Origin of the sequence: Candidatus Phytoplasma oryzae (genome assembly GCF_003263355.1) — a bacterium.
GTDB classification, from domain to species: Bacteria; Bacillota_I; Bacilli_A; order Acholeplasmatales; family Acholeplasmataceae; genus Phytoplasma; species Phytoplasma oryzae_B.
The window spans coordinates 37,565-59,506 of the sequence record NZ_JHUK01000001.1; the positions used below are offsets into that span (position 1 = coordinate 37,565).

Below are 21,942 nucleotides of genomic sequence, written 5' to 3' on the forward strand. Positions count from 1 at the left end.
AAGTTGGGAAAATATGGAAATAATTGATAAAATTTCAAAAAATATTAAAGATGAACCATTTTTACGACCTCAAACATTAAAAGAATACATAGGTCAAGAAAATATTAAAAATATTTTAAATGTTTATTTAAAAGCAGCTAAAAAAAGAAATGAATCTTTAGATCACGTATTATTTTATGGCCCTCCGGGTTTAGGAAAAACTACTTTAGCTAAAATAATTTCTAATGAATTAAAAGTTAATTTTAAAACTGTAAATGGTTCGAATTTAGACAAAATAGGAGATTTAGCAGCTATTCTAAGTAGTTTACAAGTAGGTGATGTATTATTTATTGACGAAATACACAGTATTCCTAAAAATGTAGAAGAAGTATTATATATCGCTATGGAAGATTATATGTTAAATATTATTATTGGTAAAAATGACGAAAAAAGAAATATTCAAATTGATTTACCACCTTTTTCTCTTATAGGAGCTACTACTAAATTCGGTCATATTTCTTTTCCTTTGAGAGATCGTTTTGGTCTTGTTTTGAAACTGGACTATTATAATGAAAAAGAATTAGAACTTATTTTAAAAAGATCATCTTTAGTTTACGGTAATAAAACAGAAGAAAAAGCTTTAAAAGAATTAGCTAAAAGAAGCAGAGGAACTCCTAGAATAGCTAATCGTCTATTAAGAAGAGTAAGAGATTTTGCAGAAATTTATTCTAATAAAATTATTAATTACACAATTACTATGAAAACTTTAGAACAATTACAAATTGATTGTAATGGATTAAATGCTATAGATTATACTTATTTAGAAAATTTAGTTCAAAAATTTAATTGTGGTCCTGTAGGTATTAAAAATATTGCTGCTACAATAGGTGAAGAAATATTAACTATTGAAGAAGTTTATGAACCTTTTTTAATAAAAAAAGGTTATATCAAAAGAACTTCAAGAGGCAGAATAGCTACTCTTGCAGCTATAAATTTATTTAAAAAAAAATCCAAAAATATATAAAAAATTAATAATATTTAATATTCTCATAATCATAAAAATAAAAAAACAATATAAAATGTTATAATAAATAATAAGAGAAAAAAAAGAAAAATAAATAATCATTAAATAATTTTGTTAAAATAAAATTATTATATTTTATTATTATAAATATTTCTGTTATTTTTTAACTTATGATTATTATTTATTTTTTTATATAAACTTAAATAATATTAATCGATAAAATCAAAATTATTTAATTTTTTATTTTAATTATATTAAAAAAAATATATAAAATAAACAAAAAAAAAATTATAGAGATTTTTTGTGTAAAACTAAATCCTATTTTTATTATTGATACGCAAAAAAAATAACTATTCATTTTTAAGAAAAAAAGATAAATTATGAATGATTTTAAAATTGACTTCAAAGTAGCAATTGTGGGACGTCCTAATGTTGGAAAATCTAGTTTATTCAATAGAATAATAGAAAAAAGATTATCTATAATTTGCAAAAAATCAGGCACAACTAAAGATAGAATTTATGCTCAAGCATTATGGCTAAATAAAAAATTTATAGCAATAGATACTGGAGGAATTACATTTGATAATATTTCTTTAAAAAAAGAAATCAAGAAACAAACTGAATTTGCAATTAATGAATCAAATTTAATTGTATTTGTTACAGATGGCAAAACTAAGTTAGTTCAAGAAGATATGGAAATAGCAAAATTATTGCATAAAAGTAAAAAAAACATTATTTTAGCAGTAAATAAAATAGATAATCAACAATTATTAGAAAATACATATGATTTTTATTCTTTAGGTTTTAAAAATATAATAGCTATAAGTGTTCAACATGCTATCGGTATAGGAAACATTTTAGATAAAATTATCTCTTTTAAAAATATTAAAAATAAAATATCTCAAAATAATAATAAAAAAGAAGAAGAAATAAAATTTTGTTTAATAGGAAAACCTAATGTAGGAAAATCAACATTTAAAAATGCTTTATTATCAAAAAAAAGAATGATTGTTGAAAATAAAGCAGGTACAACAACAGATGTTGTTAGTACTTTTTTTAAAAAAAAAGATAAAATATATAATATAATTGATACTCCAGGTTTTAAAAAAAAAGGAAAAATCAGCGAAATACAGGAAAAATATAGTTTTTTAAGAACTATAGAAATTGTAGAAAAAAGTGATATTGTTTGTTTTTTATTAGATATTAGCCAACAAATAACAGATCAAGATAAAAATATTTCTTCTTTAATATTAAAATATAATAAAGCTTGCATAATTATTGGTAATAAATGGGATTTAATTAATTCTCAAAAAGAAAACATAAAATTCATGGAAGAAAATATAAGAGAAAAATTTTCTTTTTTTAAACATATTCCTATTATCTTTTTATCTTCTCAAAATAAAAAAAGAATTCATTTATTTTTACCATTGATAGATGAAATATTTAATAATTATAAAAGTTTTACTTCTGCCAAAACACTTAATAATATTTTATATGAATCAATACAAATAAATCCTCCTCCTTTTTATAAAAACGGCAAAGCAAAATTCTTTTTTTTAAAACAAATTAAAAATAAACCTCCAGAATTTTTATGTTTAGTAAATGATCCAAAATTTATTCATTTTTCTTACGAAAGATTTCTAAAAAATCAGTTAAGACAAAATTTAAAACTAAAAGGGGTATCTTTTAAAATTATATTTAAAAAAAAAGAAGGTAAAACATCATTATGACAAAAATTACTATTATTGGTGGAGGCGCTTGGGGAGCTACTTTAGGACAAGTACTAACAGATAACCAAAATGAAATATTGATTTATGATATTAATGAAAAATATATAGAAAAAATTAACAATCAAAAACATCCTATTTTTAACCTACCACTTTATAACATTAAAGTTTCTAATAATTTAGAAAAAGCTATAAATTTTTCAAATATCATAATTATTTGTATTCCTGCACAAAAAATTAGAAATTTATTAAAAAAAATAAATAAAATTATAAAAAAACCAAAAAATTTTATTAATGTTTCTAAAGGTATTGAAATAATTAATAATAAAATAATATATAAAATACTACAAGAAGAAATTAAAAAAAATAAAATAAAAAATTATGCTTGCCTTTTGGGACCTTCTCATGCTGAAGAAGTTATTTTAAGAAAAAAAACTTTTTTAACTACTGCTTCTTATAACAAAAATTTTGCTAAAAAAGTTTGTTCTTTATTTAATAATGAATACTTTCAAGTTAATACATCTTTAGATGTAATAGGTTGTGAAATTTGTAGTGCTTTTAAAAATGCTTTAGCTTTAATTAGTGGTATTTTAGATAATGAACTCTTTGATAAAAATGCAAAAGCAGCTTTTATTACCTTCGGTATTAAAGAAATGCAAAAAATTTTGTTATTATTTAAAACTAATCCAGATACATCAATAAATTTAGCTGGTTTAGGAGATTTAATAGTTACTGCTTTTAATAATAATTCTCGTAATTATAAAGCAGGAAGACAAATTAGTTTAGGTAAAACATTAAAGGAAATTTATAAAAATAATAATCAAGTAATCGAAGGAATAGATAATTTAAAAGTTTTTTATAAATTATCCAAAATAAAAAATATTGAATTACCAATTATTCATAGTAGTTTTCAAGTAATTTTTAAAAAAAAACCAATAAAAAAAATAATAAATACAATATTTAACAAAATAAAATTTTATTAAAAAAACATTTTATTTTGTTAAAAACACTATTTTATGTTAAAATTTTACTAGATTTAAAATAAAAAAGGAGTTTAAAGAATAATGACAAAATTAAAATTAATTAGTAAAATATCAGAAATTTCAAATATTTCTAAAAAAGAAGCAAATGATTTTTTTAATACTTTAAATAACGTTATAATAGATGCTTTAAAAAATCAAGAAAAAGTTTTTGTACCTGGTTTAGGAATTATTCAATTAAGAGATAGAAAAGAAAGAAAATGCAAAGTACCTAAAATAAATAGAATTGTTAATGTTCCTGCGCATATTACTCCTGTTTTTAAAATGAATAAAAAGTTTAAGTCAATTTTTAAATCATTTTATAAAAATTAAAAAAATTTAAATATACAAAAATATTTATAAAAAATATTATTTTCAATTTATTAAAAAAATTTTTTAAGGATTTGGTGTAAAAAAAATGGCTTGGGATAATGATACTTATCTTATCGGTGAAAGAGTCAAGATAGAAAATGAAAAAGAAATAGGTGTTGTTACTCGTATTGATTTTGAAAATGGTTTAATATATGTTTTATTTAAAAGATTGAGAGAAGAAATTTATAATTATCCTCAAGTTTTAGAAAATAATACTCTTAAACCTTTAATATCTAAAAAAAACAAAAACAGTTAAATATTAAAATTTCTTAAAAAAATGACTGTTTTTGTTTTTTTTCGTAAATAAAAAAAAATATATAGATTAATATATAATATAGATTAAATAAAAGGAAAAATAATAAATGAGTAATTTAATTAAATTAATTTGTGTAGAATGCAAAAGAGAAAATTATCATACTAAAAAAAACAAAAAAAAAAATTCTCAAGCTTTAGAGTTTAAAAAATATTGTCGCTTTTTAAGAAAACATACTATTCATAAAGAAAAAAAATAATTTTTCAAAAAATAAAAAAATATATTAAAAAAAATTTAATATTTATAATCATGCGTTTAGTATAAAATATTTTCGGCCCCGTAGCCAAGTGGAATAAGGCATAGCTCTGCAAAAGCTTGATCAACGGTTCAAATCCGTTCGGGGCCTCCAATAAATTAAAATATTTTTTTAAAAAAATATTTAGTTTAAAAAAACTTTTTAATTTATTTCAGAATATCTTTTTAACAAATTAAATTAAATTTTAAAGTAAAAATTTAATTTAATTTGTTAGTGAATCTTTTTATTTCAAAATTATTTTTTAGAAACATAAATAAAAAAATATCTAAATAATAGGTAATAAATTAAAATATAATGATAAAAATAAATTATTCAAAAAAAGAAAAATTTTTGTTTATATTATTATTGTTTATATTTTTATTTTTTATAATTTTACAAATATTTTATGATTTGAACATCCTAAATTTTAAAAAAAAAATTCAAAAGATAATAAATAAAAAAAAAAATTTTGTACATTATGAAAAAAAAGAAGAAAAAAAAGTAGTAATAAAAAATAAAATCCCTAAACCAGAAATTTTTCCAATAGATCAAACATGGATAGAAAATAATAATAATCAAAATATTATTATGATTAAAAAAAAATGGATTTTTTATGGTTTAAATGGTATAAATTTTTATAAAGAAAAAATAATTAAAAATAAAAATAAAATAGATAAATTAAAAAAAATTATAGATATAGAAGAAAAAAATAAAAACGTAGAAAAAATAGAAAAAATAAAAAATCAAATAGAATTTATAGGGTTAAAAACTTATGGAACATCTTTTTATGACTATATAAATAAAAAATATTTACCTAAAAAAATAATAAATTTCTATCCTTTTGATAATTTAATAGAATTAGAAAAAATTCAACAAGAACCAAAAAAATTTAATAATTGCATATATGATACATTTGACCAATGGAATAATTGGGATAATAAAATTATATTTGAAAAATCTGAAGAATCTTTATTATTTAATTATTTAACAATTATGCAAGAAAAAAAAGATGGAAAAAATATTTTAATTTTAGAATATACAGGTCCCAAAGAAATATTAGAAGAAGAATTAATGGATTATTATTTGGGAAAAATTAAATTATCAATTATTCAAAATGAAAGTAATAAAGATTTAAATATTGAATATAAATGTCATTTTAATCCTTTTTTCAACACACTAAGTATATATAAAGAAAAGTTTAATTATAAAAATAAAATAAGCTAAAATTTATTATTTCAATTTTAGCTTATTTTAATATATTATTATCATTTCATTATATATTTAAATAAAAATAAACTCTTAAGTTAGATATAACTAAGAGTTTATTATTTTTAAAACTATTTTTTTAGAATTTTATTCTAAAACTTTATATATTATGCATGATATCTGTGTGTTTTTGAAACTGTTTTTTTGAATATACTATTTTTTTGGTAAGTTTCACTAACTGGTTGCGGTGCTTCTTTATGATAATTAATATTGAAATCATCTCGTGATGATGTTTTTGGATTAATTATTTTTTTTTGACTACTTGAATCAACAACAAAAGTAGATGGTGAAACAACATTTTTATGAGATTTTGACTCGCTTGAAGGTAATAAATTTTTGCTCATATCCTGAACTTGACTAAAAATTTTTTTAGCTGTGTCCAAATTAGAATTAACATTTTGTACTAAACCACTCAAAGCACCATCTTGTTTTTGTTCAGAAGAAGGAACCTCTGTTTGAGAATTATGACTATATTGAGTATTCAAAATAGATGATTCTGGAATATGTTCGTTATTAGTAATAATTTCTTCTTCTAAAGAATCTAATGATGATTGTTCTCCTTCAGAAAAATCAGCTCCTACTAAATCAGTATTCAAAAAAATAATTATGGAAAAAATAACTGTTAAAATAACAATAACAGATAAAATAATAGTTTTTTTTTTAAAAGTAAAATTAGCAAACAAATTTATAAATCTCCGAAATCTTTTTTATATGGGTTTAATTTTTTTATTTTTTTAACATTTTATATTTTAAGTTAAATTATTTAATTAAAAATGAATGATTTATTATTTAAATGATTTTTAAGTAATTATGTAAAATAAGGTAAAAATAATTTCATTCAATACTATTATATATTATTATTATCAAAAATTAATGAAAAAATTTAAATAAAATAAATATTATAATATTTATTTTGAAAAAAATTTTTTATCTAAAAACTATAAAATTCTTAAACAATTGATAATAACTACAATAGTACTCGATTCATGTAAAATACCAGCATATTGAAATGGAATTGTAATAAAAAAATTTATAATAGACAGCATAATAATAATAAAAACAGAAAAAAAAATATTTTGTTTGATAATTGTTTTTAATCTTAAAGATAACTGATGAGTATATAATATTTTGATTAAATTATTTTGAATTAAAACAATATCAGAAAGTTCAATAACAATATCACTGCCTTCTTGAAGAGTAATAGAAACATCTGCATTAACTAAAGCTAAAGAATCATTAACTCCATCACCTACCATAGCAACAACATCATATTTTTTTTTAATTTGTTTTATATAATTCAATTTATCTTCAGGCAAACAATTAGAAAAACACAAATCTAATCCTAAAGAAGAATTAATTGTTTTAGCTACTTTTTCATTATCACCTGTTAACATTATAGTTTTGATTTTTTTTTCTTTAAAATAATTAATCATTTCTAAAGAATAATTTCTAATTTGATCAAATAAAGAAATAACCATTATAACTTTTTCATTATGACTAAAATAAATAACTGTATTTCCTTCTGTCAATAACAATTTAGTTTTTTCTTTTATTTGTTCAGAAACAAAATAAAAATTATTACTTGTATTAGTAAAATGATTATATTTAGCTATTTTATATTTATTTTTTCCACTAACAGATTCAATACCTATACCAATTAAATTAGAAATATTTATATTTATATTTTTAAAAGATTTTATTTTTTTTTGACAATATTTTTTTATTGCAAAAGCTATAGGATGATTAGTTTTCTTTTCCATTTCAAATAAAATATTTAAATAATTTAACTGTTGTTCTTTGTTTATATTAAAATTAGGATCAAAAAAAATTTCTTTAACAAAAGGTTTGCCTTGGGTTAATGTTCCTGTTTTATCAAAAGCAATAGCTTTAATATTTGAAAAAAAATCTAAAGACTTACCGCTTTTTAATAAAATACCTTTTTTAGCTAAATTAGAAACAGCAGCAAAAGTGGCAGGAATATCAGCAACTGCTAAAGCGCAAGGAGAAGCAACAGTTAAAAAAACCATCATTTTTTTAAAAATATTTTTAAATTGAAAATATTCTAAAATTGGATCTTCTAAAATTGGATTATAATAAAAAATTTTATTTATTGTAAAAGTAATTAATAAAACTAATAAAACCAAAATAATAACAATTTTTACATATATAGGCTCTATTTTTTTAATCAAAACGGCTTTATCAGAAACATTTTCCTTTATTTTATAGCTTATTTTAAGTATCTTGTTAAAAATTGATTCATCAACTATTTTAGTTATTTCGATTATCAAATTATTACTTAAATTTATACTACTTCCGAAAACTATATCACCATCTTGTTTTTCTATAGGTAAACTTTCACCAGTTATATTAGATTCATTTATAGAAGATAAACCTGAAACAATTATTCCATCAGAAGGTATTTGATCACCATTTAAAACAATTACTTTATCTCCAACCTTTAATTCTTTGGCTTCAATTAAACTAAAATTACCATTTTTATCTAATAATCTAGCTTGATTAGGAACAATTTTAAAAAGATTTTTAATTTCTTTGTAACTTTTATTTTCAATATATTCTTCTAAAAAATTAGCTCCGGAAAAAATTATAATCAATAAATTTGCTTCATTAAATTCTCTTAAATATATAGCTCCTAAAGCTCCTAAAGTCATTAAAACATGAATATTAGGAGTAAATTTTTTATTTTTTTTTGTATTATAATAAGTAAGTATAAAACCTTCAGAAATAATATGGTAACCTGAAAGTAATAAAATAACAATTGTAACAGAAAATTTAAGTAATACAAGAGTATCTTGATTTATTATTATTTTTTTAGTAATTTTTTCCATAAAAGTTAAAGGAACAAAAAATAAAAAATAAAATAAAATACCACAAAAAAAAAGAAAAATATATTTTCGCTCATTCGTTTTATTTGGATTCAATACATATTCTCCTCATTAATAAATATTTAGTTTTGTTTTTAAGTAACGATAATAATTTTTTTATTTTCTATTTATCAGTTTCTTCTTTTTTTTCTATATTAACTTCTTCATCTAAATTAAAATTTTTTTCTATATTTATTTTTTCATCTGAATTAAAATTTTTTTCTATATTTACTTTTTCATCTGAATTAAAATTTTTTTCTATATTTACTTTTTCATCTGAATTAAAATTTCTTTCTATATAAACATTTTCTTCAATGTTAACTTCTTTTTTTAATAAATCTTTAGTTTCTATTTTATCTTTTAATCTTTTTAACATTTCATAAAAATGATTTTTTATTTTTTCTTCAATAATTTTTCTAGTTTCACGATTAATTGGATGCGCTATATCTAAAAAATTTTCTCTTTTATTCCTAATATTTTCTGAATTATTATTCAAATCTTTTTTTTCTTCTGTTTTTTGAAACTTCCTGATACTAGGCATAGCAATAAAAATCCCCTTATCTCCTTGAATAATTTTTATATTATGCACTACAAAAGCATTAAAAAATGTTATAGAAGAGATACCTTTCAATCTATTTTGACTTTTATTTTGTTTTCTAATTTTTACTGAAGTAATTTCTATATTTTGATCTACACAATTATTATCTAATTTAACTTCAATTTTATCTTCTCCTCTTTCTAACATTTCTTGATAACATTTCTTAATTTCTTCAGATATCATTTTACGAGTTTCACGATTAATTGGATGCGCTATATCTAAAAAATTTAAAAAATTTCTTTGTTTCGAAATATGTTCTATATTTATAGTTTCTTCTTTTTTTTGCTTAGGAATATGTTCTATATTTATAGTTTCTTCTTTTTTTTGCTTAGGGAATATGTTCTATATTTATAGTTTCTTCTTGTCTAAACTTTTTTTTAACACTTGGCATTCCTATAAAAATACCCTTTTCATTTTCTAAAATTTTAATATTATGCACCACAAAAGAATTATTAAAAGTTATCGAAGCAATACCTTTAAATAACTTATTAAAGAACCTACCTTGTCTTTCCTTATGTTTCTTTATTCGAATGTAGGTAATTTTCATTTATAGCTCCCCCATCTTTTTTCTATTTTTATATAAAATTAAAAAATTATATCCACGATATCTACAAATTATTTTAACATATTATTCATAAATATAGTTTTATTTATGACTTTTTAGAAATTTATTTATCTAATCCTTGTTTTAAAATAATTTGTTTATTAAAAAAATTAAAAAATAAAGCTGATATTTCTTTAAATTTTAAAATACTTATTTGTTCAGCTCGAATATTAAAAGGAATTTGATATTTTTTAAAAAAAAGAAAAATTTGAGATTTAGATAAAGAAAAAAAACAACTTAAATTATTAATCATTTGTTTCCTTTTTTGTTTAAAAGAAGCTTTTAAAAACACATAAAATTCTTTTTTAATGAATTCTTTTTCTTCATCTTTTAATAACAATTTTTCAAATTTTAAAACGATACCATCCACCTTAGGTTTTGGAAAAAACATAGTATTTTTAACATTACGAATTTTAGTTATTTTAGTTAAAGATTGTAAAAAAATACTTAAAAAAGAACTAAATTTTCCTTTTTTTTCTTGAGATAAAATACGTAAACCCAATTCTTTTTGAATTAAAAAAGTAAAAGTTTTCACTTTTTCTAAAAATAAAATTTTAAATATTAAAGAAGAAAAAATATGATAAGGCAAATTACCAATAATATTTAAATCCTCTTCTGCGAAAAAATAATAAAAATCTTTTTCTAAATTACGTTTTAAAACATCATCATAAATAATATGAATATTATTATAATTATTAAATTCTAAAAAAATTTTTAAAGATGTATCAATTTCATAAGTTAAAACTTTTTTTGCTTCTTTAGCAATTAAACGAGTAAAAATACCTTTGCCAGCACCAATTTCTACAACATTTTTATTTTTTAAATTTGCTTCTTTCAAAATGATTTTTAATAAATTCATATTATTTAAAAAATTTTGACCATATTTTTTTTTAAATAAATGTTTTGATTTCATAATATAGCATATACTATTCTATTTAATAATAAAATATTCAATTAACTTTATTTTTTCTATAAAAAAATTTTAAGTATTTTTTATCATTTTTTATTAAACAATTAATAAAAAAAGATTTTTCACTTAACTTTTGAATTTTTTTTTGATTTTTTTCTGAAACAGAAATAAAAATATGTTCTCCTATATTTTTTCTATTTTCATAATAAGTATTTTGAAAAAATTCTTTTTCTTCTGTATAATATTGTCTTTCATCATCATTCTTATAAAAACTTAAAATTTTATTTTTTTGGTTTAATAAATCACTTTTATCAATAAAAAGCCAAATATTACGATTTAAAAAATCTTGACATAAACTAGATAAAATTAAATCTTTTTCTTGTTTAAAATGAAAAATTAAACTATTAACATAAAAATCATCTATTTCTAAATAATAATTTATATTATTTTGGTTATTTATAAATTTTTTCAAAATAAACATAATTTCTTCGAATTTAAAAATATAGTTTACTTTTAATAAATACTGAATTCTTTTAAAAATTTTCTCTAAAATAATAGAATATCCTATAACTTTAGGATGATAATAAACCTGATGGTACATATGATAACGACTTATTAAATAATTTTCAATTGAAGAAATACCATTTTGTTTAAAAACAACTTTACTTTTTTTTATATCTATAATTCTTAATAATCTATCTGTATCAATATAGCCATAACTAACTCCTGCAAAAAAAGCATCTCTTTTTAAATAATCTAAACGATCAAAATCTAATTGACTAGACAAAAGTTGTTCTATTAACTTAAATTTACTTTTTTTCTTAATGATAGCAGATACATCGTACTTAAATTGTTTATCAATTTGATTTAATATCGAAACTATTTCAGGATGAGAATTTATAATTTGAGCACTTTTTTCTTCATGTATAGTATGAAAAATATTTTCAAAAATATGAGAATAAGCACTATGTCCTATATCGTGTAATAAAGAAGAAGTTAAAAGTAACAATTTTTCTCTTAAATTTATCTTATTATGTAAAAAAAAAGAATTAGTTTCTAAAAACTTTCTTGCTAATTCATAAACTCCTAAACTATGAGTAAAACGTGAATGTTCAGCACCATGATAAACAATACTAACACATCCTAACTGTTTTATTCTTCTAAGTCTTTGCATAACACTAGTATCAATTATTTTTTTTAAAAAAACATAATTAAAATAAATATAACCATAAATCGGATCTCTAAAAACTTCTGGTTTCAAAAATTTTTCTAATTTTTTATTATTTTCTAATTTAAGAAAATTAGTAATCATTTAATTAATACAATATCTCTTTCTTATTATCATTTTTTCATTTATCTTCCCAATTTTACTATAAAGAAAAAATTAATAAAATTTAAAAAAAGAAAATAATTAAAAATATTTAATATTTATAAACATAAATTATACAAATAATTTAATAAAATAAATATTTTTAAAAAAATTTAAAAAATAAAATCTTAATCAATTAAAATTGGATCATATATCAATTCTACTAAATCTCCATTTTTAAGCAAAAAAGCACTACCATCATCAGTATCTAAATGACATTCTAAAACAAAATTCTTATCTACTCGACATAAAATTTTTCCTAAAATTCCTGATTTAATGCCTTTAATTTTAATATTAACTATTTGTTTATCTTTAATATTAAATTTATTAGCATCTTCAATACTAAGATGTATATGTCTATCTGAAATAATTACTCCTTCTGATATTTCTACTTGACCTTTAGGTCCAATTAAGATAGCTTTACCAGAATTTTTAATATTTCCTGAACTTCGAATAGGTGCTTTAAAATTATATCTCAAATTATCACTCTGACTTATTTCTATTTGATCAAAATTTCTTACTGGTCCTAAAACACGTACTCCAGATAAAATTTTACCTTCAAAATTCGAAATATTTATTTTTTCTTCAGCAGCAAACTGACCTGTTTGAGATAATCTTTTAAATAATTTTAACTCATAATTTTTACAACCAAATAAAATATCTAAAGTAGCTTGAGTTAAATGAACATGTCTTCCTGATATTCCTACAGGAATTTTTTTATTAACTAACATAATTATAATTAAAATATCTCCTTTTAACAATATAATAAAATAGATAAAAATATTTTCTATTTTAAATTTTAAGTCAATTTTACTTTTAAAATAAAATATAATTACTAAAATATAGTATTTTGTTGATCTTTTTTAAATGTTGAATATAAAATAGTATATAATAACTAGTATGTATGATTTATAATATTTTTATCATTTTCAATAAAATTATAATTAAAATTAAACAAAAAATAATAAAAATAATATCTTCTTCAAAATTTTTAATAATACTAAAAAAATTTAGTATATTTATAAATTGTTATTTATAATTTTACATATTTATTTTTTAAATTTTCAAAAAATAACTAATAACTATATCATATCATTGTAATTATATATGAAAACAAAAAAAAACAGAATATATTTTGAGAATAATATAATAATAGTAAAATTTATAAAAATTAAATTATATAAACTTTAATAAAAATAAAAAAATTAAAATATATTTAATTATAAAAAAGGAGGCAAAAATAAAAATTACTATGAAAGTAGGAATAATAGGTCTTCCGAATGTTGGAAAATCAACTTTATTTAATGTTTTAACAAAATCTAAAGTGCTTGAAGCTAATTATCCATTTGCAACTATTAATCCTAATAAAGGGACTGTTTTAGTGCCTGACAAGAGATTTGAAAAATTAGCAAATATTTTTCAATCAAAAAAAATAATTCCAACACAAATAGAATTTTTAGATATTGCTGGCTTAGTCGAAAATGCTTCAAAAGGATACGGATTAGGAAATCAGTTTTTAGGCCATATTCGAGATGTAGATGCTATTTGTCATGTCATAAGATGTTTTGAAAATCCACAAATTATCAATATTATGGAAAAAGTTGATCCTTTAAAAGAAATTGAAATTATAGAAACAGAACTAATATTATCAGATCTAGAACAAATAGAAAAACGTATTCAAAAAATAAATAAAAATCAAAAAAATTTAAAAGAAATACAAATTTTAGAAAAAATAAAAAAAAATATTTTTCAAGAAAAAATATTATCAAAACAAAAATTAAATTCAGAAGAAATAAAAATAATTAAAAATTTTAATTTTATTTCATTAAAACCTAAAATATATATAGGTAATTTTCAAGAACAAGATTTAAATAATCTATCAAAGAATGTTTTCTTTCAAAAAATGAATACTTATAGCGAAGAAAAAAAAATAAATTTTGTTCCAATATGCGCTTCATTAGAAAAAAAAAAACTTAATTTAAATAAAAAAGAAACAGAAGAAATAATCAATATTTATAAATCAACAAAAAATATACTACAAGAAATTATCAAAAAAAGTTATGAAATTTTAAATCTAAAAACTTATTTTACCGCAGGGCCGAAAGAAATTAAAGCATGGTCATTTTTAACAGGAATGACAGCGCCCGAATGTGCTGGATTAATACACACGGATTTTCAAACTGGTTTTATTAAAGCAGAAGTTTTTAATTACGAAGATTTAATAAAATATCAAAATTTAACAAATTTAAAAAAAAAAGGTAAATTAAGATTAGAAGGAAAAAAATATTTAGTAAAAGACGGAGATATAATTACTTTTTTTTTTAATGTTTAAATTTTTATTTTTTTAAATATAAAAAAATAAATTTGTTTACAATTTATTTTATTAGGAGAAAATTTTATAATGTCGAATAATAATTTCAAAAAAACTTTATTAATGCCGTGCACTGATTTTCCAATGAAAGCTAATTTAAGTCAAAAAGAAATTGAAATAGAATTATTTTGGAAAAATATAAATTTATATCAAAAAAATTTAAATAAAAATAAAAAAAATAATTTATTCTTATTACATGATGGACCTCCTTATGCAAATGGAAATATTCATATAGGTCACGCTTTAAATAAAATTTTAAAAGATTTTATTTTAAGATTTAAAACAATGCAAGGATTTTATACACCATTCATTCCAGGGTGGGATACACATGGATTACCAATAGAAATTGGTGTTTTAAAAAAAAAAACAAATAATAAAATTATTAATAAAGAAAATTTTATAAAAAGTTGCCAAGAATTTGCTTTAAATTTTGTAGAAAAACAAAAAAAAAGCTTCCAAAGACTAGGAATTTTAGGCGATTGGGAAAATTCTTATTTAACTTTAAATAAAGATTTTATATCAAATCAAATTCGTATTTTTGGAAAAATAGTAGAAAAAAAATTAATTTTCAAAGATTTAAAAAATGTTTACTGGTCTCCTTTTTTAAATTCTGTTTTAGCAGAATCAGAAATAGAATATAAAAATTGTTCATCTTTTTCTATTTTTATAACTTTTAAAATAATAAGTAAAAATTTTTTTGAAAATTCAAAACTTTTAGTTTGGACAACTACTCCATGGACTTTACCTGCTAATGTAGCTATTTGTGTAAATCCTGAAAAAGAATATTATTTAATTTCAACTTTAAAAGATAAATATATTATAGGGAAAAATCTTTTAGATAAATTAAAAGAAAAATTTAAATGGAAAGAAATAAAAATTATTAAAACTTTTAAAGGTTACCTATTAGAAAATATAATTTATGAAAATACTTTATTTAATAAAAAAGGCAAAATTATTTTAGATAAATTTGTTTCTGATCAAGAAGGAACTGGTTTAGTTCATATTGCCCCAGGACACGGTGAAGAAGATTTCTTAGTTGGTAAAAAAAATAATCTTCCGATACTATGTAGTGTTAATAAAAATGGTTTAATGACAGAAATATCAGGTATTTATCAAGGTATTTTTTATGAAAAAGCTAACAAACGAATTATAGAAGATCTCTATAAAAACAAATTAATTTTAAAATCTGAAACAATAATCCATTCATATCCACACGATGAAAGAATTAAAAAACCTGTTATTTGTTTAGTTATTCCACAATGGTTTTTAAATATTGACAAAATTAAAGATAATTTATTAGAAAAAATTAAAAAAATTGAATGGATACCTGAATGGGGACAAGTTAAAATGAATAATATGATAAAAGATAGAAAATATTGGGTTATTAGTAGACAAAGAACTTGGGGAGTCCCTATACCTATTTTTTATACTGAAAATAATGAACCTATTCTAGATTCTTATGTCATTAACCATATAGCTGATTTATTTCAAAAACATGGAATAGATATTTGGTATAAATGGGATGTTAAAAATCTTTTACCTTTAAATTATAAAAACAAACAAAGTCCTAATAACCTTTTTTACAAAGAAACAGATATTATAGATGTATGGTTTGACTCTGGAACATCTTATAGCATACTTCAAAAATTTTCATCTAGTTTTGTCTCTTCTGAAATATGTTTAGAAGGAGCTGATCAATATAGAGGATGGTTTAATTCTTCTTTAATAACTTCTACAGCTGCTTTTAATAAAAAACCATATAAAAAAATTATTACTCATGGATTTGTTTTAGATGGTTCAGGTCAAAAAATGAGCAAATCACTAAATAATGTTGTTGATCCTTTGGATATTATAAAAACAAAAGGCGCAGATATTTTAAGATTATGGGTTGCAAGTATCAATTATAATATAGACGTAAGATTAGATTCTTTAATTTTAAAACAAATAGAAGAAAAATATAGAAAAATAAGGAATATTTTACGTTTTATGTTAGGAAATTTAAATAATTTTAATCCTAAAACTAATTATATAATATTAGAAAAAAGAACAAATTTTGATAAAATTTTTATTGTAGAATTTTATAAAATTATAATTAATATTATTGAATTATATGAAAAATATAACTTTGAAAAAATAACAAGTTTATTATATTCTTTTATAACTAACAAAATTAGTTCTTTTTATTTAGATTTTATTAAGGATATTTTATATATCGAAAAAGAAAATAATTTCGAAAGAAGAATAATACAATCTAATATATATGATATGCTTATAAATTTATTAAAAATACTAACACCTATTATTCCACACACTACCTCAGAAGCATATAAATCAATGAATTTTTTAGATAAAAAAGAAGATATTTATCTTGAATCAATACCTAAAAAAGAAACAATGAATAATATCATTAGTATTTTTAAAGAAAAATACAACCAAATTAAAAATAGTTATGAACTATTTTTTAAATTAAGAGTTATTATACTTAAAAAAATAGAAGAAGCTAGACAAAAAAAAATTATTAATAAATCTTTAGATATAAAATTAATCTTAGATTTACCCAAAGAATATATTCAAGTTTTGAATGACTTAGAAATAAAACAAAAACTTTCTCAAATATTAATTGTTTCACAAATAGAAGTAAGAAAATCTAAAAAACTAAAAATAAAAATAATTAAAGCAATAGGTCATGAATGTCCGAGATGTTGGAATATTATCGCAGAAAAAAAAATAGATGTCTTATGTAATCGTTGTAATTTAGTTTTAAAAGAATAAATTATAACAAAATATAAAAATAAAAGGAAAATAATTAAAAATATATTATGGATAAACAAAAAAAATTTTTTTTAAATAAAAAAATAATTAATTTAAAAATTATTTTAATGGGAATATTTTTTAGTTTTATATATATTTTATCTGATGCGCTTTTTGTAAGTGGTAATTATGATATAAAAATTTACACTACAGGAATTCATGGAATAGGCGATGCTATTGCTAAAATTTTAAAAGAAATAAGCAATAAAGATTTTTTTTTAAATTTTCCTTATTTATTTAAATTAACTCAAAAAAGTTCTTTTAATGGAATTTTTGCTGGAATATTTTATGGTGTAGTTAATATACTATTATTTATTTTCATTGCTTTTCCTAAACTTGATTATAAATTTTCTATTAATTCTCTTATAAATAGTATTTTTTTATTTTTATTTATTATAATTTTAGCAAAACAAATAAATGGAGAATACGGTTATTTAAAAAAAATGCAAAATTGTTTTGGTTTATTTAAACCTAACGGAGGTTTTATAATTTCATTTATAAGAATTATTTTAACTTCTATAATAGCCGGTATTGCCCATGGATTTTCTATTAAAATAGGAAGTTCTACAGGAGGTACAGATATAATTGCTAAATATTTAGCTAATTACAAAAAAAAAGATATATCAATATATATTACGATATCAAATTTTTTAATTTGTTTAATAGCTGTTATTGTTTTATTTTTATTTAATCAAGAATTTGAATGGAAATCACTTATTTTATCTTTAATAAAAATATTTATAACTGGATATTTAATATATTTAATAGTAAAAAAAAAAGTAAATACAAATACAAAAAAAGATATAAAAACGTAAAATATTTGAATTAAAAAAAGAAATAAAAAAAAATTAAAATGAAGTCTATTTTAAAAAAATTTGAATTTTATTTAACTAATGAACTACTCTTATCTTTTAACACAATTTTATCTTATTTGAACGATATAAAACAATATTTAAATTTTATAACAAAAAATTTAAAACTTGAATATTTAAATCAAATAAATCAAAATCATATTTCCTTATTTTTAACTTATATTAAAAATAATTTAAATATAACTAGCAAAACTTTAGCTAGAAAAATAATTGTTATTAAAAAATTTCATTATTTTTTAATTTTAGAAAAACAAACTAAAAATAATGTAGCTTTAACTTTAAAAACTCCTAAAATAAATAAAAATTTACCTTCTGTATTATCATTAGAAGAAGTTTTTTTATTTCTGAAAAAAACAAATACTGATAATTCATTATTAGAATTAAGAAATAAAGCTATTTTTGAATTAATGTATGGTTCAGGATTAAGAATAACTGAACTTTTAAATTTAACTTTAAATGATTTAAATCTAAAATCTTTTTATATAAATATTATAGGTAAAGGATCTAAAGAAAGAATAGTTCCTATTACTAAACATTCTTCTTCTGCATTAAAATATTATTTAAAAAAAATTCGTCCTTTTTTATTAAATAAAAAAAAAGAAAATTTTTATGTTTTTTTAAATAAGAAAGGAGAACGTTTATCTAGACAAGGTTGTTATAAAATTTTCAAACAAAAATTAAAATTAGCCAATCTAAAAAGAAACTATTCTCCTCATACTCTTAGGCACTCTTTTGCTACGCATCTTTTAGAAAATGGAATAGATTTAAGAACTTTACAAAGTATTTTAGGACATGAAGATATTGCGACAACTCAAATATATACTCATATTAATCAAAAATATTTAAGAAAAATATATTTGAAATATCATCCTAGATCTATAAAAAAAAATAAGAATAAAAAAAAAGGAGAGCAATTTCCATTTTGAAAATATATCCTTTAAATTTATTTTTTTATAAACAAATTTTTTTTAAAGAACGTAAAAAAAAAATTTTACAAAAATTTTGTGAAAAAAATAAATATTGTTTTATAACATACAAAATAGAAAAAAATAATTATAATAGTACAATTAAAAATATAAAACAAGAATTATATACTAAATCTCTTTTTTTTAATAAAAAAGTGATTTTTATCGAAAATATTTCTTTTTTATTTACATCTAATAAATATAAAAATAATATAGATATTTCTTTTTTATTTAATTATTTTCAAAATACTCGTTCAGATATTTTTATTTACTTAATAGAAGAAAAAGATATTTTTCCTGTTAACATCAAAAAAATAATTTTCCAAAATTTTATAATTCAAACTAAAATTTCTATTAATAAAACAGAATTAATATCTTATATATATAAAATTTTTCAAAAAGATAATTTCATTATTAAATCTAAAATAATTTATAAAATTATTGAAAAAACTTATGGAGATTTAATGTTACTACATCAAGAAATTGAAAAAATTAAAATTTATTATTATAATAAAGACAATAAAATAATTGATGACGAAAATATAATTGATGAATTAATTTATTCTGAAGATAGAAAAATTTTTTTATTAATTAATTCTATGCTTCAAAAAAATAAAATAATAGAAAATTTTTTATTGTTTAAAAATTTAGCAAATGATAAAAAAAATATTTTTATAATTATAAATCAAATTTTAAAAAAATTAAAAAATTTTATTATTATAAAAAAAATTAAAAAAGAAAAAAAAAGAGAAAAAATAATTTCTCTTTTAAAATGTTCTCATAATGAATTAGATTTTTTAATTCAAGAAGCCAAGAATTTAGATATAGAAAAAATTAACAATTTATTTATATTTTTTTCAGAATTATTATTTCAAATAAAAAAAGAAAATTTATTATCCCGAATAAAATTAGAAATGTTTTTTATTAAAGAAATATTTGGAAAAAATATTCTTTAAAATTATAATATTTTTTTTTTCCCCTTTTCTAATTATATTCCAATAAAAAGTTGTTGTGTCTATAACTGTAGAAGAAATGCCAGAAGATACATGATTTTTGTTATTATCATAATAAATATAATCAACTTTATTTTGATACTTTTTCTTAATTTCTTGATAATTATTTAAAGGAGGTTCTCCGCTTTGATTAATAGAAGTAGTTCTTAAAGGACCTTCTTTTTTTAAAATTTTTAAAGCTAATGGATGATTAGGCATTCTAATGCCTATTTTTTTTTCTTTTTTATATAAATCACAAGATAATCGAACATGAACAATTAAAGTTACAGAACCAGGCCAAAAATAATGAATTTTTTTTTTAATTTCATTATCTAAAAATACTATTTTTTCAATTTGTTGTAAAGAAAAAAATAAAATAGAAATAGGTTTATTAAAATCTCTTTTTTTAATTTGATAAATTTTTTTTAAATTATATTTATCATCAATTCTAACACCTATACCATAAACTGTATCTGTAGGAAAAATAATAATTTTTTTTTGATTAACTTTCACTTTTTTTAAAATTCCGTTTTTAATTTTTTTTTATTAAACTCTTCAATTAAAGGTTCAATAACTAAATTAATTTTTCCCTCCATAAAAAGATCTAATTTATAAAAAATCAAGTTAAACCTATGATCTATAATCTTATTTTGAGAATAATTATAAGTTCTTATCTTTTCGCTTCTTTCTCCTTTTCCGAATATCTTTTTTCTTATAATATTTTGTTCTTTATGTTGATAATTAGAAATTTGATAATATATTCTATTTTTTAATAATTGAAAAGCTTTTTCTTTGTTTTGATGTTGACTTTTAGCAATTTGGCAAGCTACGCTAATTTTAGTTGGTATATGTGTCAATCTAACTGCAGATTTCGTAGTATTAACAGACTGTCCGCCTGGACCGCTAGCATTAAAAGTATCTATTCTAATATCTGACCAATTCAATTCTAAATCTATCTTTTTTTGTTCAGGAATAACTAATATTTTCACTGTAGAAGTATGTATTCTTCCTTGTTTTTCTGTTGAAGGTACCCTTTGAACTCTATGTATTCCAGATTCATATTTCAAAAAAGAATAACTTTTTGGTCCATAAATAATTACTTCTACAGAAGAAATACCATTATTCAAACCATTATTAAAATTAATTATTTCTGTTTTCCAATTTTTACTTTCTGCATATTTCATATAAGTACGGAATAAGTCAGCAACAAACAGATGAGATTCATTACCTCCAGCCGCACCTTTAATTTCCATGATAGTTCCTTGATGTTCTTCTTCTTCTTTATGAAAAATTTTTTTTTTTAATTCGCAAACAGTTTGTTGAATTTTATTTTCTAATTTTTTTTCTTCTTCTTTAGCTAAAGTTATTATTTCATTATATTCTTTATCTTTTTTTCGACTTTGAATCAAAATATTTTTTATTTTTTCCAAATCTGAATTTAATTTATTATATTTATTATAAATAAACATAATTTTTTCCAAATAATTTATTTTTTTCAGAAAATTAATATCTCTTAAATTTTCAGAATTGTCTAAAATTTTTTTTTGTAAATATAAATATTTTTTTTTTAAAATTTCTAATTCTTCAAACATACTTAATATATCTTTTCTCTTTCAAAAAAATATTAATAAAA

20 protein-coding genes, 1 tRNA gene and 1 pseudogene are annotated in these 21,942 nt (G+C 19.2%); 13 read left to right on the plus strand and 9 right to left on the minus strand.

Translation table 11 applies throughout. The annotated features are described in order from the left end of the window. The first annotated feature begins 13 nt into the window (after positions 1–13). The 8 genes from ruvB (at position 14) to DH96_RS00190 (ending at position 5,893) form a co-directional block, all read left to right on the plus strand. A complete protein-coding gene (gene ruvB / locus DH96_RS00155; RefSeq protein ID WP_066539780.1) occupies positions 14–1,003 on the plus strand; it encodes a Holliday junction branch migration DNA helicase RuvB in 990 nt (329 codons plus the stop codon). Positions 1,004–1,383: 380 nt separating this feature from the next. Beyond that, a complete protein-coding gene (gene der / locus DH96_RS00160; protein WP_235590193.1) occupies positions 1,384–2,733 on the plus strand; it encodes a ribosome biogenesis GTPase Der in 1,350 nt (449 codons plus the stop codon). Then, positions 2,730–3,713: an NAD(P)H-dependent glycerol-3-phosphate dehydrogenase gene (locus DH96_RS00165; protein WP_066539783.1), complete on the plus strand. Its 984-nt coding sequence runs from the start codon at positions 2,730–2,732 to the stop codon at positions 3,711–3,713. Before der ends, DH96_RS00165 begins: the two co-directional genes overlap by 4 nt. Positions 3,714–3,794: 81 nt before the next feature. Continuing rightward, positions 3,795–4,082 carry an HU family DNA-binding protein gene (locus DH96_RS00170; RefSeq protein ID WP_066539786.1) on the plus strand — a complete coding sequence of 96 codons (288 nt, stop codon included), beginning with the start codon at positions 3,795–3,797 and terminating at the stop codon, positions 4,080–4,082. 85 nt (positions 4,083–4,167) lie between these two features. Next, positions 4,168–4,377, plus strand: a complete 210-nt coding sequence (locus DH96_RS00175) for a hypothetical protein (protein ID WP_066539788.1) — start codon at positions 4,168–4,170, stop codon at positions 4,375–4,377. Between the two features lie 106 nt (positions 4,378–4,483). Further along, positions 4,484–4,633, plus strand: coding sequence for a 50S ribosomal protein L33 (gene rpmG, locus DH96_RS00180; RefSeq protein ID WP_066539789.1), 150 nt, complete (start codon positions 4,484–4,486; stop codon positions 4,631–4,633). Positions 4,634–4,707: 74 nt separating this feature from the next. Then, a tRNA-Cys gene (locus tag DH96_RS00185) sits at positions 4,708–4,783 on the plus strand. Positions 4,784–4,984: 201 nt separating this feature from the next. Beyond that, entirely contained in the window at positions 4,985–5,893 is a 909-nt protein-coding gene (locus DH96_RS00190; protein ID WP_066539790.1) for a hypothetical protein, read from the plus strand. 149 nt (positions 5,894–6,042) lie between these two features. On the opposite strand, the gene DH96_RS00195 is transcribed toward DH96_RS00190, so the two are convergent. The 7 genes and pseudogenes from DH96_RS00195 to pduL all read right to left on the minus strand — a co-directional run bounded on the left by DH96_RS00195 (position 6,043) and on the right by pduL (position 13,029). Beyond that, entirely contained in the window at positions 6,043–6,618 is a 576-nt protein-coding gene (locus tag DH96_RS00195; RefSeq protein ID WP_066539791.1) for a hypothetical protein, read from the minus strand. Between the two features lie 255 nt (positions 6,619–6,873). After that, complete coding sequence (locus DH96_RS00200) at positions 6,874–8,874, minus strand: heavy metal translocating P-type ATPase (protein ID WP_066539792.1); 2,001 nt, start codon at positions 8,872–8,874, stop codon at positions 6,874–6,876. Between the two features lie 313 nt (positions 8,875–9,187). Then, positions 9,188–9,499 (minus strand): annotated as a pseudogene (locus DH96_RS02220) (SpoVG family protein); the annotation flags it as partial. Positions 9,500–9,743: 244 nt separating this feature from the next. Next, positions 9,744–9,962 carry a septation protein SpoVG family protein gene (locus DH96_RS00210; protein ID WP_111961279.1) on the minus strand — a complete coding sequence of 73 codons (219 nt, stop codon included), beginning with the start codon at positions 9,960–9,962 and terminating at the stop codon, positions 9,744–9,746. A gap of 121 nt (positions 9,963–10,083) precedes the next feature. Next, positions 10,084–10,932, minus strand: coding sequence for a 16S rRNA (adenine(1518)-N(6)/adenine(1519)-N(6))-dimethyltransferase RsmA (gene rsmA / locus DH96_RS00215; protein WP_066539797.1), 849 nt, complete (start codon positions 10,930–10,932; stop codon positions 10,084–10,086). A 37-nt stretch (positions 10,933–10,969) separates the two neighbouring features. Continuing rightward, on the minus strand, positions 10,970–12,241 hold the full coding sequence (locus DH96_RS00220; protein WP_066539799.1) for an HD domain-containing protein: 1,272 nt from the start codon (positions 12,239–12,241) through the stop codon (positions 10,970–10,972). 185 nt (positions 12,242–12,426) lie between these two features. Further along, positions 12,427–13,029: a phosphate propanoyltransferase gene (pduL, locus tag DH96_RS00225; RefSeq protein WP_066539801.1), complete on the minus strand. Its 603-nt coding sequence runs from the start codon at positions 13,027–13,029 to the stop codon at positions 12,427–12,429. 521 nt (positions 13,030–13,550) lie between these two features. Between pduL and ychF the strand changes: the two genes are divergently transcribed. The 5 genes from ychF (at position 13,551) to holA (ending at position 20,273) form a co-directional block, all read left to right on the plus strand. Further along, positions 13,551–14,630 (plus strand): redox-regulated ATPase YchF, encoded by a 1,080-nt coding sequence (ychF, locus tag DH96_RS00230; protein WP_066539803.1) that lies wholly within the window; start codon positions 13,551–13,553, stop codon positions 14,628–14,630. Between the two features lie 69 nt (positions 14,631–14,699). Beyond that, positions 14,700–17,441: an isoleucine--tRNA ligase gene (gene ileS / locus DH96_RS00235; protein ID WP_066539806.1), complete on the plus strand. Its 2,742-nt coding sequence runs from the start codon at positions 14,700–14,702 to the stop codon at positions 17,439–17,441. Positions 17,442–17,488: 47 nt separating this feature from the next. Continuing rightward, entirely contained in the window at positions 17,489–18,295 is an 807-nt protein-coding gene (locus DH96_RS00240) for a YitT family protein (RefSeq protein ID WP_066539809.1), read from the plus strand. A gap of 38 nt (positions 18,296–18,333) precedes the next feature. After that, positions 18,334–19,278 carry a tyrosine recombinase gene (locus DH96_RS00245; protein WP_066539812.1) on the plus strand — a complete coding sequence of 315 codons (945 nt, stop codon included), beginning with the start codon at positions 18,334–18,336 and terminating at the stop codon, positions 19,276–19,278. Then, positions 19,275–20,273 (plus strand): DNA polymerase III subunit delta, encoded by a 999-nt coding sequence (gene holA, locus DH96_RS00250; protein WP_160330309.1) that lies wholly within the window; start codon positions 19,275–19,277, stop codon positions 20,271–20,273. Before DH96_RS00245 ends, holA begins: the two co-directional genes overlap by 4 nt. On the opposite strand, the gene DH96_RS00255 is transcribed toward holA, so the two are convergent. Then, complete coding sequence (locus DH96_RS00255) at positions 20,226–20,822, minus strand: L-threonylcarbamoyladenylate synthase (RefSeq protein WP_066539813.1); 597 nt, start codon at positions 20,820–20,822, stop codon at positions 20,226–20,228. The genes holA and DH96_RS00255 overlap by 48 nt on opposite strands. Positions 20,823–20,827: 5 nt before the next feature. Continuing rightward, entirely contained in the window at positions 20,828–21,901 is a 1,074-nt protein-coding gene (locus DH96_RS00260; RefSeq protein ID WP_066539814.1) for a PCRF domain-containing protein, read from the minus strand. Positions 21,902–21,942: the final 41 nt, after the last annotated feature.

What these genes read in the sequence shown, in the direction of transcription:
- der (WP_235590193.1), top strand. Translation starts at nt 1,384, where the DNA reads ATGAATGATTTTAAAATTGACTTCAAAGTAGCAATTGTGGGACGTCCT.
- DH96_RS00165 (WP_066539783.1), top strand. Translation starts at nt 2,730, where the DNA reads ATGACAAAAATTACTATTATTGGTGGAGGCGCTTGGGGAGCTACTTTA.
- DH96_RS00260 (WP_066539814.1), bottom strand. Translation starts at nt 21,901, where the DNA reads ATGTTTGAAGAATTAGAAATTTTAAAAAAAAAATATTTATATTTACAA.
- DH96_RS00240 (WP_066539809.1), top strand. Translation starts at nt 17,489, where the DNA reads ATGGATAAACAAAAAAAATTTTTTTTAAATAAAAAAATAATTAATTTA.
- ruvB (WP_066539780.1), top strand. Translation starts at nt 14, where the DNA reads ATGGAAATAATTGATAAAATTTCAAAAAATATTAAAGATGAACCATTT.
- DH96_RS00210 (WP_111961279.1), bottom strand. Translation starts at nt 9,962, where the DNA reads ATGAAAATTACCTACATTCGAATAAAGAAACATAAGGAAAGACAAGGT.
- rsmA (WP_066539797.1), bottom strand. Translation starts at nt 10,932, where the DNA reads ATGAAATCAAAACATTTATTTAAAAAAAAATATGGTCAAAATTTTTTA.
- pduL (WP_066539801.1), bottom strand. Translation starts at nt 13,029, where the DNA reads ATGTTAGTTAATAAAAAAATTCCTGTAGGAATATCAGGAAGACATGTT.
- DH96_RS00170 (WP_066539786.1), top strand. Translation starts at nt 3,795, where the DNA reads ATGACAAAATTAAAATTAATTAGTAAAATATCAGAAATTTCAAATATT.
- rpmG (WP_066539789.1), top strand. Translation starts at nt 4,484, where the DNA reads ATGAGTAATTTAATTAAATTAATTTGTGTAGAATGCAAAAGAGAAAAT.
- DH96_RS00220 (WP_066539799.1), bottom strand. Translation starts at nt 12,241, where the DNA reads ATGATTACTAATTTTCTTAAATTAGAAAATAATAAAAAATTAGAAAAA.
- DH96_RS00175 (WP_066539788.1), top strand. Translation starts at nt 4,168, where the DNA reads ATGGCTTGGGATAATGATACTTATCTTATCGGTGAAAGAGTCAAGATA.
- ileS (WP_066539806.1), top strand. Translation starts at nt 14,700, where the DNA reads ATGTCGAATAATAATTTCAAAAAAACTTTATTAATGCCGTGCACTGAT.
- DH96_RS00245 (WP_066539812.1), top strand. Translation starts at nt 18,334, where the DNA reads ATGAAGTCTATTTTAAAAAAATTTGAATTTTATTTAACTAATGAACTA.
- ychF (WP_066539803.1), top strand. Translation starts at nt 13,551, where the DNA reads ATGAAAGTAGGAATAATAGGTCTTCCGAATGTTGGAAAATCAACTTTA.
- DH96_RS00190 (WP_066539790.1), top strand. Translation starts at nt 4,985, where the DNA reads ATGATAAAAATAAATTATTCAAAAAAAGAAAAATTTTTGTTTATATTA.